We start from the raw sequence: 12,150 nt of genomic DNA on the forward strand, positions 1-12,150 counted from the left end.
CGCGTTTTTTTCACTGAGTACGGTCGGATGAAGACCACCTTTCTGGATTTCGAACAGCCGGTTGCCGATCTCGAAGCGAAGATCGAGAAGTTGCGGTTCGTGCAGGACGACTCGGCGGTGGATATCTCGGAGGAGATCGCCCGCCTGGAAGGCAAGAGCGCCACGCTGACGCGCGACCTCTACGCCAAGCTGACGCCGTGGCAGATCGCGCAGGTTGCGCGCCACCCGCAGCGGCCTTACACGTTGGACTACGTCCGTCACATCTTTACCGATTTCGAGGAGCTGGCCGGCGACCGCGCCTTTGCCGACGACAAGGCGATCGTCGGCGGCATCGCCCGTTTCAACGGCCAGAGCTGCGTCGTGATCGGCCACCAGAAGGGGCGCGACACGAAGGAAAAGATCCTGCGCAACTTCGGCATGCCTCGTCCGGAAGGCTATCGCAAGGCGCTGCGGCTGATGCGGCTGGCAGAGAAGTTTGCCATCCCTGTTTTCACCTTCGTCGACACGCCGGGGGCCTACCCGGGGATCGGCGCCGAGGAGCGCGGTCAATCGGAGGCGATCGGACGCAATCTCTACGTGATGGCCGAACTGAAGGTGCCGATCATCTCGACGATCATCGGCGAAGGCGGTTCCGGCGGCGCGCTCGCGATCGCTGTCGGTGATCAGCTGATGATGCTGCAGTACTCGACGTACTCGGTGATCTCGCCGGAAGGCTGCGCGTCGATCCTGTGGAAGAGTGCCGAGAAGGCGTCCGAAGCGGCCGAGACGATGGGCATCACGGCGTCGCGCCTGAAGTCGCTGGGACTCATCGACAAGGTCGTCAACGAGCCGGTGGGAGGCGCGCATCGCGACTACCGCGCGATGTCGCAGAACCTCAAGCGGGCCCTGCAGGATTCGCTGCGGCTGGTGGCGGACCTCTCGCCGGCGGAGCTCGTGGAGAAGCGTTTCGAGCGACTGATGAGCTATGGTCGCTTCAAGGAACAGCAAGCCGCCTGAGCTGCGGATCCCCGACGCCGTCGCCGGCGTGCTGGCGACGGCGGGTGTGAGGCCCGCCCAATCGGTGTGTGTGGCGCTCAGCGGTGGCGTCGATTCGACGGTGCTGCTGCACGCGCTGGCCTGTCTGCGCGGGGCATTGCGCTTCGAACTGTCGGCGGCGCATGTGCATCACGGGCTGAGTCCGAACGCGGACGCGTGGCTCGAATTCTGCCGGCAGCAATGCGCGCTGCTGGACATTCCCCATCATGCCTTCCATGTCGAGGTCGCGCGCGATCATCCCGGCGGCCTCGAAGCCGCGGCGCGTGACGCGCGTCATACCGCGCTTGCGGAGGTGCGTTGCGACTGGCTTGCGTTGGGACACCAACTCGACGATCAGGCCGAGACGCTGCTCTTCCGGCTGTTGCGCGGCACCGGCGTGCGGGGGGCCGGGGCGATGGCGCCGGTCGAGCGCGGGTGGCCGGGACGCCTGCGCCCGCTGCTCGGGCTGTGGCGCTCGGATATCGTCGCTTACGCCGAAGCGTTCGGATTGGCTTGGGTCGAGGACGAGAGCAACGAGGATCCGCGCTTCAGCCGCAACCTCATCCGCCATCAGGTCATGCCGCCCATCTCTCGCGCATTTCCCGGTGCCGTGCCGGCGCTCGCGCGGGCGAGCGAGAATTTCCGCGAGGCGGATGGGCTGTTGGGGGAGCTCGCGGCGATCGATCGGGCGGCGTGCGGCGGGCATCCGATGAGTCTCGCGCCCTTGCTCGCGCTCTCGGACGAGCGGGTGCGTAATCTCCTGCGCTGGCAGATCCGCGAGATGGGACTGGAAGCGCCGGCGCGAGTGCGTCTTGTCGAGGTCGCGCGGCAGTTGCGCGAGGCGGCCGAGCGACCGCTCTGTCTTTCGCTCGGCGGGGTGGCGTGCTGCGCTTACCGCGGCCAGGTCTGGCTCGAGCCGGAGATCGCGGACGATCCGTCTGCCGCAGTGCAGCCGTGGCGGGGCGAGGCAGAGCTCGCGTGGAACGGAGGTTTCGTGCGCTTCGAGCCGGTGATGGGCGCGGGTCTGGGTCGCGCTGCGCTGATGGCCGCCGGCGAGGTCGCGTTGTGCGCGCGCTGGAAGGGGCTTTCCCTGCGGCAGGGATATGGGCGGCCGTCGCGCACGTTCAAGAATCTATGCCAGGAGGCGAGCATTCCGGCGTGGTTACGTCCGCGTCTGCCGGTATTGCGCGTCGATGGCCGGGCAGGCTGGATTGCCGAGATCGGAGTCGCGGCAGAGCTGGCGTGCGGGCCTGGCGAGGAGGGGCTGCTGCCGGTTTGGCGCCGCTGAAGCCGAATCCGTTCAGTAGCCTTCGTTGAAGCCGCGCATCTGGCGGCGCGCCTTCTTCGTCGGTCGTCCGCGCAGATCGCTGCCGGGCGTCGGCGCGAGTGCGCGTGCTTCGCGTTCCGCTTCTCGCCGTGCGGCGCTTTCCGGGGTTTCCTCGTACAGCAGGCGGGCTTCCGGTGCCGGGCGGCGTTGTTCGTTGAGGCCCTGCACGCGCACCGTCCAGGTCTGGTTCGCGGCCGTGATATCGAGCATGTCGCCCGGCCGCACGTCGCGCGAGGGCTTGATGACCGTACCGTTCAATCGGACGTGACCGCCGTCGATGGCTTCGCTGGCGAGCGAGCGCGTCTTGTAGAAGCGCGCGGCCCAGAGCCATTTGTCGATGCGCATGCGTTGGGCGGCGGCGGGGGCAGACGTGTTCATCGGAGGATGGCGCGGTCAGCCCGCGCGGTTGCGTACGAGGTTGATGAGCTGCGCGAGTTCGACGGCGGAGCGGACTTCCATCTTTTCAAAGACCTTCGAGCGATGCGCTTCGACGGTGCGCATCGAGATGCTCAGGTCGTCGGCGATGACCTTATTGAACTTGCCGGCGAGGATCAGTTCCATGACTTCCTGCTCGCGCGCGGTCAGGAGCGCGAGGCGCGCCTCGACCTCGTCGCGCGTCGCGGCGGCCTGTTGGCGGGCGGCGTCGGCTTCGAGCGCGCGCATCACGACGTCGACGAGGTCGCTGTCGTTGAAGGGCTTCTCGATGAAGTCGAAGGCCCCTTTCTTCAGCGCGGACACGGCCATCGGCACGTCGCCGTGGCCGGTGATGAAGACCACGGGCAGCAGGTTGCCGCGCGCGCGCAGGGCGTCGAAGCATTCGAGGCCGCTCATGCCTTCCATGCGGATGTCGAGCACCGCGCAGCCGCGCCAGTCGGGCTGCACCGCGTCGAGGAAGCGCTCGGCGCTGGGCCAGGTCGCACAGGCGACGTTGCGCGTCTTGAAGAGCCATTGCAGCGCATCGCGGATGGCTTCGTCGTCGTCGATGATGTGTGCGCAGGGCGTAGTCATGAAGGTTCCACGGGGAGCGACAGGATGAAGATGGTACCGCCGTCGGGGTTCGGTTCGAAACTCAGGCGGCCGTGGTGGAGTTCGGCGATCGAGCGGCAGATGTTGAGGCCCATGCCCATGCCCTCGGTCTTGGTCGTGAAGAAGGGTTCGAAGAGGCGCCGCGCGGTTTCCGGATCGATGCCCTTGCCCTTGTCGGCGATGCGCACTTCGATCATGCCGCCATCGACATGCGTGGCGATATGCACGGTGCGTCGCGAGGGCGGATTGTCGCGCATCGCGTCCATACCGTTGCGGACGAGGTTGACGACGACCTGCTCGATCATCACGGGGTCGGCCGCGACCGTCGGCAGCTGCGCCGCGAGTTCGGTCGTGATGCGCATGCCGTGCTTACGCGTGTCCGCCTCGATCAGTCCGACCGCTTCGGTGATCACCGCGTTCAGATCGAGGCTCTCGCGCTTGGGCTCCGAACGGCGCACGAAGGCGTGCACGCGGCGGATGATGTCGCCCGCCCGGCGCGCCTGGCGGCCGATCTTGTCATGGATTTCGCGCAGTTCGGCGGGGTCGACGGCCGGCTGTTCGAGGCGGTTGAGGCAGCCCGAGTTGTAGCTCGCGATGGCAGCGAGCGGCTGGTTGAGCTCGTGCGCGAGGGTCGAGGCCATTTCGCCCATCGTGATCAGGCGCGAGGTGGCGTGCAGGCGCTCTTCCTGTTGCCGCGCGAGGTCCTGGACGCGCTTCTGCTCGGTGATGTCGAGCATCGAGCCCATCCAGCCGGTGTGCTTGCCGGCCGCGTCGATCAGCGGCGCTTCGAAGATCAGCGCGTCGAGGCGCTCGCCGTTCTTGCGCCGCAGGCGCACTTCGAGGCCGTCGGTGGGCGAGCCGCCGCGCAGGATGCGGTCGTGGATCTCGCGTGTCTGCTCGTGGAATTCCGGGTCCCAGTAGGGCATCGGCGGCGTGCAGCCGACGAGTTCGCCGGCGCTGTAGCCAACCATCCGGCAGAAGGCAGGGTTGACGTAGGTGATGCGCCCATCGAGGTCGCGCGCGCGCAGGCCAGTGAGCAGCGAATCCTCCATGGCGCGGCGAAACAGCGACTCGCTGCGCAGCGCCTGCTCGGCGCTGAGCCGGCGTCCGAGCTGTCGACGCAACTGCCAGAAGGTCCAGATCAGCACGCCGCTCAAGAGGACGATCGAACCGATCAGCAGGATCGGGATCCAGCGCGTTTCGGGGCGGTAGGCGGTGATATTCAGGGTCAGCCCGCTGCCCGGCGGGTCGAAGGCCATCGAGTAGTTGAGCTGGTCGGACAGCGGCGCGACCTTGGACTTGGAGACGATTTCATGTCCGTCGCTGTCGCGGACACTGACGCGGTAGCGCTCGGCGAACCACCACGGTAGTTCGCTGATGACGAGATCCTGCAGCGAATAGACCCCGACCAATGCGCCGATGAAGGCGTTGTCCGAATAGATCGGGACGTGCACCTCGAAATGGTGTCCGCCGCCGGCCACTTCGTAGACCGGCCCGTAGACGTGGTGGCCGAGCGCGGCCGCGAGGCGGAAGGTGGATTCCGCGGGGACGGCGCCGGTCGTCTCGCCGATCAGTTCGCCGTCGGTGACGGGCGGCACCGCTCCGCGCACGTTGCCGCGAGCGTCAAGCCACATCACGCGCACCAGGCCGTTTTCCGGACGCGTCAGCTGGCGCAGGGCGGCGATCGACTGGGGCCGGTGGCGCTCGGCCGACAGCAGTTCGTTGCCGATCTGCGCCAGCTGCGCCGCATTGCGGTCGAGCTTGAACTGGATGTTCTGCTCCATCCACAACACGTCGTTGATCAGCGTAGCGCGCTGCTCGTCATCGTCATGGACCCGCGTGAGCCAGACCAGCGCCGCGATGATGGCGAGAAACAGCGGCAGGGTCAGGTAGGGCAGAGCGCTCGCCCACCGTCCCGAAGGGGGCGCCGCACTTTGAGGAGGAGTCATGGTCGCGAAATCATGCGGGGGATTGCGGATGACCACAATACAGCGCGGCGGATGGCCGACCTACACTGAAAGTCGTACCCGGCTGCGACTGCCGCGGTCGAACGATGGCATCGTCCCGGGTAATGAGGAAGTCAAATAAATGTGCCATCCGGAGGAGATAGAGGAATGAAATTTCGCGCACTTTTCGTTGGTCTTGTCGCTGTCGGCCTGTCCGCAGCCGCGGTCGCCGCAGACCCCATCCTGATCAAGTTCAGCCACGTCGTCGCGCACGATACCCCGAAGGGCAAGGCGGCGGACAAGTTCAAGGAACTCGCCGAGAAGTACACCAAGGGCGCCGTCAAGGTAGAAGTCTACCCGAACAGCACGCTGTACAAGGACAAGGAAGAGATGGAAGCGCTGCAGCTCGGCGCGGTCCAGATGCTTGCCCCGTCGCTGGCGAAATTCGGCCCGCTCGGCGTCAAGGAATTCGAAGTCTTCGATCTGCCCTACATCTTCGACAACTACGATGAACTGCATACGGTGACGACCGGCCCGGTCGGCCAGAAGCTGCTCGGCAAGCTCGAGTCGCGCGGCATCAAGGGCCTTGCCTTCTGGGACAACGGTTTCAAGTCCTTCTCGGCGAATACCCCGATCAAGACGCCGGATGATCTGAAGGGCAAGAAGATGCGCATCCAGTCCTCGAAGGTGCTCGAGGAACAGATGCGCGCGCTCGGCGCCATCCCGCAAGTGATGGCCTTCTCCGAGGTGTACCAAGCGCTGCAGACGGGCGTCGTCGACGGCACCGAAAACCCGCATTCGAACCTCTATACGCAGAAAATGCATGAGGTGCAGAAGCACATGATCCTGACCGATCATGGGTATCTGGGTTACGCGGTCATCACCAACAAGAAGTTCTGGGACGGCTTGCCGGCCGACGTGCGCGGTCAGCTGGAGCAGGCGATGAAGGAGTCGACCGCTTACGCCAACAAGATCGCCCGTGAGGAGAACGACAAGGCCCTGGAGGCCGTGCGTGCATCGGGCAAGACGCAGATCTACAAGCCGACCGATGCCGAGAAGCTGGCATTCAAGAAGGCGCTGGTGCCGGTGCACAAGAAGATGGAGTCGCGCATTGGCGCCGACATCATCCAGGAAATCTACAAGGAAACGAATTTCGATCCGTCGAAGCTGTAATTCACCGTCCGGAACACCTCAATAACCGAAGCGACATCTTCCGGCTGCGTGCATTCGCAGCCGGAGGCTTGTCGCGCGACGGGAGAATTCCATGCTCAAGATACTCGACCACCTCGAGGAATGGCTGATCACCTTCCTGATGGGCGCGGCGACGCTGATCATCTTCGCGTCGGTCCTCCACCGCTACGGCTCCGGTCTGTCCATCCCCGGGCTGCAGGACTGGCTACTGTCGATCAATTTCGGCTGGGCCCAGGAGCTCACAATCATCATGTTCGTGTGGATGGCGAAGTTCGGCGCGGCCTATGGCGTGCGGACCGGCATCCACGTGGGCGTCGACGTCCTCATCAACCGCCTTTCCGATAAGAACCGCGCGAAATTCATCGTCATCGGGCTTGCCGCGGGCGCGCTCTTCACCGGCATCGTCGGTACGCTCGGGCTGCGCTTCGTGCTCGAGAACGGCGCGCATTACCAGATCCTGACCTGGCTCGGCAGGGATGTCGGCGACCTCTATGAAGGTCCGACCACGCCCGACCTCGAATGGCCGACCTGGATCGTCTATTCGGCGATTCCTCTCGGCTCCTACCTGATGTGCTTCCGCTTCCTGCAGGTCATGGTGGGTTTCCTGCGCACCGGCGAGTTGCCGCACCACGATCACGGACACGTCGAAGGCATCGAGGAAGAAATGGTGCCGGTCGATGCCAACCCCTACGACATGGGCGACAACCTTCATCCGCACGATCTCGTGCATAAGCAGATGGGCGGAAACGGCGACAAGGGCCGCAAGAACGGCAAGGGAGACGGCAAATGAGCGCTGCCATCATTTTCGTTATTCTCCTGGTGCTGATGCTCACCGGGATGCCGATCTCGATCTCGCTGGGCCTGACGGTCCTGACCTTCCTCTTCACGATGACGCAGGTGCCGATCGAATCGGTCGCGCTGAAGCTCTTCACCGGCATCGAGAAGTTCGAGATCATGGCGATCCCGTTCTTCATCCTCGCGGGCAACTTCCTCACGCACGGCGGGGTCGCGCGACGGATGATCAACTTCGCCACGGCAATGGTCGGGCACTGGTACGGTGGCCTCGGCCTCGGCGGCGTGCTCGCCTGCGCGCTCTTCGCCGCGGTTTCCGGTTCGAGCCCCGCGACGGTCGTCGCGATCGGTGCGATCCTGATGCCGGCGATGACCCGCCAGGGCTTCCCGGCCAAGTTCGGCGCGGGCGTTATCACGACCTCGGGCGCACTCGGCATTCTGATCCCGCCCTCGATCGTCATGGTGATGTATTCGGTGTCGACCAACACTTCGGTCGGCGCGCTCTTCATGGCGGGTGTCTTGCCGGGGCTGCTGCTCGCGGCCTTCCTTGGCTTCACGACCTGGTATCGCGCGCGCAAATTCGACTACCCGCGCCAGCCGAAGGCGAGCTGGGGGCAGCGCGTGAAGGCCTTTCGCGAGTCGGCGTGGGGACTCTTCCTGATCGTGGTCGTGATGGGAGGCATCTATACCGGCATCTTCACGCCGACCGAAGCGGCCGCGATGAGCGCCGTGTATGCCTTCTTCGTCGCAGTGTTCGTGTACAAGGACCTGCGTATGAGTGACGTGCCGAAGGTGCTGCTGAACTCCGCCAACATGAGCGCGATGCTGCTCTACATCATCACCAACGCGGTGCTGTTCTCCTTTCTGCTCACGCACGAGAACATACCGCAGGCGATGGCGGACTTCATGATCGGCAGTGGCGTGGGCATGGTCGGCTTCCTGATCATGGCCAACATCCTGATGCTGGTCGCCGGCAACTTCATGGAGCCTTCGTCGATCGTGCTGATCCTGGCGCCGATCCTGTTCCCGATCGCGATCAAGCTCGGCATCGACCCGGTGCACTTCGGCATCATCATGGTTGTGAACATGGAAGTCGGTATGTGCCACCCGCCGGTGGGCCTGAACCTTTACGTCGCGTCGGGCATCACGAAGATGGGGATCACGGAGCTGACGGTCGCCGTGTGGCCATGGCTCGTGTCGATGCTGGTGTTCCTGATCCTCGTCACCTACGTGCCGGGGATCTCGCTGGTGCTGCCGAAGGCGCTCGGCATGATGTAGTGCGGGCCGCCGCTTCGACCTGCCAGCAAGGCCCGCTCCCGGTAGCGGGCCTTTTTTTCGCCTCGTGCAGGACTAGAATAGCCAGAGATGCGTGGTGCATTGCCGGGCCGCGCGCTTGAAACCAAGACTGGACGAAAAATGGCCATTTACCTGAAGGAAGACGAGGTCGCTAGCGTGCTCGACATGCCCCTGGCACTGGACGCGGTGGAGCAGGTGATGGCTGCGCACGGACGCGGCGAAACCGTCGATTATCCGCGGCAGCGTGTGCGCCTGCCTTCGACGATGACCCACCTTCTGCAGGGCGGGGTTCCGGGGCTGAATCTCACCGGGTTGAAGGTATATACGTCGGCGGGGCCGAAGGTGCGCTTCTGGGTGCATCTCTTCGATGCGACGAACGGTGATCCGGTGGCGGTGCTCGAGGCCGATCGCCTGGGCATGATGCGCACCGGCGCGGCGGGGGGCGTCGCGGCGAAGTGGCTTGCGCGGCCCGAAGCGTGCGTCGCCGGCGTGTTCGGCTCCGGGTGGCAGGCGCAGGGGCAGGTACTGGCGCTCTGCGCGGCGCGGCCGATCGAGCGGGTCAAGGTCTTCGGACGCAACCCGGACCGGTTGGCAAGCTTCTGCGCGCAGATGAGCCGGGAGACCGGGCGGGAAATCGTCCCGGCGGCGAGCGCCGAAGAGACGGTGCGGGGCTCGGATGTCGTCGTCACGATCACGACTTCGCCGAAACCGCTTTTCGATGCCGAGTGGCTCGGCGAAGGCACCCACATCACCGGCGCGGGCTCGAACAGCCTCGCCAGGCAGGAGTTGTCCGAGGCCGCGGTGCGGCGCGCGGCGGTGATCTGCGTCGATTCGCGCGAAGTGGCGGTGCGCGAGTCGGGCGACCTGATGCCGCTGCTGGAGAAGGGGCGCACCCAGCCCGGACGCTGGGTGGAACTGGGTGAAGTCATCGCCGGCATCCGTCCCGGGCGGACTTCTCCGCAACAGATCACGCTCTTCGAGTCGCAAGGCATGGCGATCCAGGATATCGCCCTCGCCGCGCGCGTACTCGAAAGGGCTCGCGAACGGGGGCTGGGGCAGGCCCTGCCCTACTGAGCCATGGACACGCAGCGACCCCGTCAGCCTGCCGCGCCGCGCATCGAATTCTGCGCGCGTAGCGATGTCGGGCGGGTGCGCGCGCGCAACGAGGATTCGCTCGAAGTCCGTGAAGCCGCCGGCTGGGCCGTGCTTGCCGACGGCATGGGCGGCTACCGGGGCGGCGACGTGGCGTCGAGGATCACCGTCGAGGCCGTGATCCGGCGTCTGGAACAAGAGGCCGCGAGCCGTCCGCTCGCCGGAACGGACGTCGTCGGTCAGGTACTGCATGCGGCGGCCCGCGACGCGAACGACGAAATCCGTCGCGAATCGCAGCGGGTGCGCGAACTGGCCGGCATGGGGTCGACGGTCGTGGCGGCGGCCTTCCTCCCCGGCCAGGTCGTGTCGGCGCACATCGGCGATTCGCGCCTGTACCGGCTGCGCAGCGGTGTCCTGCAGCAGCTTACCCGCGACCACACGATGTTGCAGGACCTGGTCGATGGCGGCATCATGAGCGCGGAAGAAGCCGGGCGCTCGCATTTCCGCGGCCTGCTGACACGCGGGCTCGGCGTCGCGGCCACTGTCGTGCCGGATGTTTCGGCGCATGCGACGCAGATCGGGGACCTCTTCCTGCTATGCTCGGACGGGCTCACGGACATGCTCGACGATGCGGCCATCCAGGCCGGTCTGGCCGCTGCAACGGGCTCCGGCGATGCGCTCACGAGGACTGCCGATCGGCTCGTCGCACAGGCCAATGCCAGGGGCGGGCGCGACAATATATCGTTGATACTGGCCCACGTCGTCGGATGACCGTGGTGCGGTGTCCTGTTTGAACGGAACGCGAGAAACGATGCCGAAGTTGATCCTCAGTATGGACGGGCTGGTGCTCAAGGAGATTGCGCTCGACAGGGAGCGGATTTCGATCGGTCGCAAGCCGAGCAACGACATCCAGATCGACAATCTGGCAATCAGCGGCCAGCACGCAGTCATCACGACGATCCTCGACGACGCCTTCCTCGAGGACCAGAACAGCACCAACGGCACCTACGTCAATGGCCAGCCGGTCAAGAAGTGCGTGCTACACAACAACGACGTGATCGAGCTCGGCAAGTACCGCCTGAAGTACCTCGCCGAGCGCGTGTTTGCTGCGTCCGATTACGCGCCGTCGCCGGCCGCCATGCGCGCGCCGGCACCGCCGCCGGACGTTCCCCCGTCGGCGCACGAGACGCAGCAGCTGTCGCCCGAGGTCCTGACGGGTGAAGCCCAGGAAGGCAGCTTCGACGAGACCCTGGTCGGCGTCGTCAATGTGCTCAACGGCCCGAATGCGGGCCGCGAGCTCGTCCTGAACAAGGCGCTGACGACGCTCGGCAAGCCCGGCAAGCAGGTGGCGGTGATCACACGGCGCCAGAACGGTTACGTCATCGCGCACGGCGAAGGCGAGGACCGTCCTCAGGTCAACGGCCAATCGATCGAAGCGGCCGGTCATCTTCTCGGTCACGGAGATGTGATCGAAATCGCCGGGGTTCGCATGGCCTTCGCACTGCGCCGTGCGGCGTGAGGTAGTACACGTCACTTTCGACACTCTGGTGGTAGTTTTACGCCACCAAGAATGGTGTGCGCCGACCTGGCGACGCAGCGCGCGAGATGACGGGGAACCATGAAGCTAAAGGTGCTCGGCTGTAGTGGTGGAATCGGCGGGCCGGGCGCCCGTACCACCTCTTTTCTCGCCGATACGGACATCCTGATCGATTGTGGCACCGGGGTCGGCGACCTCGAGCTCGATGCGCTGATGGCTGTCGATCACATCTTCGTCACGCACTCCCATCTCGACCACATCGCGGCGATTCCGCTACTCGTCGACGCGGTCGGCGAGATGCGCGGCGTGCCGGTCACCGTCTACGCGCCGCCCGAGGTGTTGCGCATCCTGCGTGCGCATATCTTCAATTGGCTCGTGTGGCCGGACTTCACCGCGATTCCCGATCGACGCCGTCCCTTCCTGCGCCTTCAGCCGCTCAAGGTCGGCGAGTCGGTGCGGCTCGGGGGGCGCTCCATCACTGCGCTTCCCGCCCTGCACAGCGTGCCGGCGGTCGGGTATTGCCTCGACAGCGGCGACCGGCAGCTCGTCTACACGGGCGATACCGCCTATTCGCCGGATGTCATTGCGGCGATCAACCGCTGCGAGCGCCTGAGCCACCTGATCATCGAGACGGCTTTCCCGGACGAACAGCACGGGCTGGCGCTGGCGTCGCGCCACCTGTGTCCGTCGATGGTCGTGGCGATGCTCGACGAGCTGACCGTCACCCCGCGCGTGCATATCAGCCATCTGAAGCCCGGCCACGGCGAAACGATCCTCCGCCAGATCGCGGCCGCCGGCGGGCGTTTGGAACCGACGGCGCTGCGGCAGGGGCAGATTATCGAGTTCTGATTCTTCCTGCGCCCGCTCGCGGCTAGAATGGCCGATCTCAAACGTTCCGCCATTCCGAGTTTTCAGCGAGCAGGTAGCGA

At 65.4% G+C, this 12,150-nt stretch carries 12 protein-coding genes; 9 read left to right on the forward strand and 3 right to left on the reverse strand.

Features of this window, described 5'->3' with window-relative positions:
* Nucleotides 1–27 precede the first annotated feature (27 nt).
* Together VJ673_RS17660 and tilS are read left to right on the forward strand one after the other, a co-directional pair.
* Nucleotides 28–996: an acetyl-CoA carboxylase carboxyltransferase subunit alpha gene (locus VJ673_RS17660; RefSeq protein ID WP_324127536.1), complete on the forward strand. Its 969-nt coding sequence runs from the start codon at nt 28–30 to the stop codon at nt 994–996.
* Nucleotides 965–2,302, forward strand: a complete 1,338-nt coding sequence (gene tilS, locus VJ673_RS17665) for a tRNA lysidine(34) synthetase TilS (protein WP_324127476.1) — start codon at nt 965–967, stop codon at nt 2,300–2,302. Before VJ673_RS17660 ends, tilS begins: the two co-directional genes overlap by 32 nt.
* Before the next feature lie 12 nt (nt 2,303–2,314).
* Here the strand turns inward: tilS and VJ673_RS17670 are convergent, their stop codons facing one another.
* Genes VJ673_RS17670 through VJ673_RS17680 form a run of 3 tightly spaced genes read right to left on the reverse strand, consistent with a single transcriptional unit; the run spans nt 2,315 to nt 5,316 of the window.
* A complete protein-coding gene (locus tag VJ673_RS17670) occupies nt 2,315–2,719 on the reverse strand; it encodes an RNA-binding S4 domain-containing protein (protein ID WP_324127477.1) in 405 nt (134 codons plus the stop codon).
* A 15-nt stretch (nt 2,720–2,734) separates the two neighbouring features.
* A complete protein-coding gene (locus VJ673_RS17675; RefSeq protein WP_324127478.1) occupies nt 2,735–3,349 on the reverse strand; it encodes a response regulator transcription factor in 615 nt (204 codons plus the stop codon).
* Entirely contained in the window at nt 3,346–5,316 is a 1,971-nt protein-coding gene (locus VJ673_RS17680; RefSeq protein WP_324127479.1) for a sensor histidine kinase, read from the reverse strand. Before VJ673_RS17680 ends, VJ673_RS17675 begins: the two co-directional genes overlap by 4 nt.
* A gap of 165 nt (nt 5,317–5,481) precedes the next feature.
* On the opposite strand from VJ673_RS17680, the gene VJ673_RS17685 reads away from it, so the two are divergent.
* From VJ673_RS17685 to VJ673_RS17715, 7 genes are all read left to right on the forward strand, one after another.
* Nucleotides 5,482–6,486, forward strand: a complete 1,005-nt coding sequence (locus VJ673_RS17685) for a TRAP transporter substrate-binding protein (RefSeq protein WP_324127480.1) — start codon at nt 5,482–5,484, stop codon at nt 6,484–6,486.
* Nucleotides 6,487–6,577: 91 nt separating this feature from the next.
* Nucleotides 6,578–7,294: a TRAP transporter small permease gene (locus VJ673_RS17690; RefSeq protein ID WP_324127481.1), complete on the forward strand. Its 717-nt coding sequence runs from the start codon at nt 6,578–6,580 to the stop codon at nt 7,292–7,294.
* Nucleotides 7,291–8,574 carry a TRAP transporter large permease gene (locus tag VJ673_RS17695; RefSeq protein WP_324127482.1) on the forward strand — a complete coding sequence of 428 codons (1,284 nt, stop codon included), beginning with the start codon at nt 7,291–7,293 and terminating at the stop codon, nt 8,572–8,574. Before VJ673_RS17690 ends, VJ673_RS17695 begins: the two co-directional genes overlap by 4 nt.
* Nucleotides 8,575–8,712: 138 nt before the next feature.
* The gene (locus VJ673_RS17700) at nt 8,713–9,666 is read left to right on the forward strand and encodes an ornithine cyclodeaminase family protein (RefSeq protein WP_324127483.1); all 954 of its coding nucleotides are present in this window, start codon (nt 8,713–8,715) and stop codon (nt 9,664–9,666) included.
* Nucleotides 9,667–9,669: 3 nt separating this feature from the next.
* Nucleotides 9,670–10,455 carry a PP2C family protein-serine/threonine phosphatase gene (locus tag VJ673_RS17705; protein WP_324127484.1) on the forward strand — a complete coding sequence of 262 codons (786 nt, stop codon included), beginning with the start codon at nt 9,670–9,672 and terminating at the stop codon, nt 10,453–10,455.
* 40 nt (nt 10,456–10,495) lie between these two features.
* Nucleotides 10,496–11,203, forward strand: coding sequence for an FHA domain-containing protein (locus tag VJ673_RS17710; protein ID WP_324127485.1), 708 nt, complete (start codon nt 10,496–10,498; stop codon nt 11,201–11,203).
* 99 nt (nt 11,204–11,302) lie between these two features.
* Nucleotides 11,303–12,070, forward strand: coding sequence for a 3',5'-cyclic-nucleotide phosphodiesterase (locus tag VJ673_RS17715; protein ID WP_324127486.1), 768 nt, complete (start codon nt 11,303–11,305; stop codon nt 12,068–12,070).
* Nucleotides 12,071–12,150 lie beyond the last annotated feature (80 nt).

This window comes from Aromatoleum sp. (assembly GCF_035254505.1).
Lineage (GTDB): Bacteria > Pseudomonadota > Gammaproteobacteria > Burkholderiales > Rhodocyclaceae > Aromatoleum.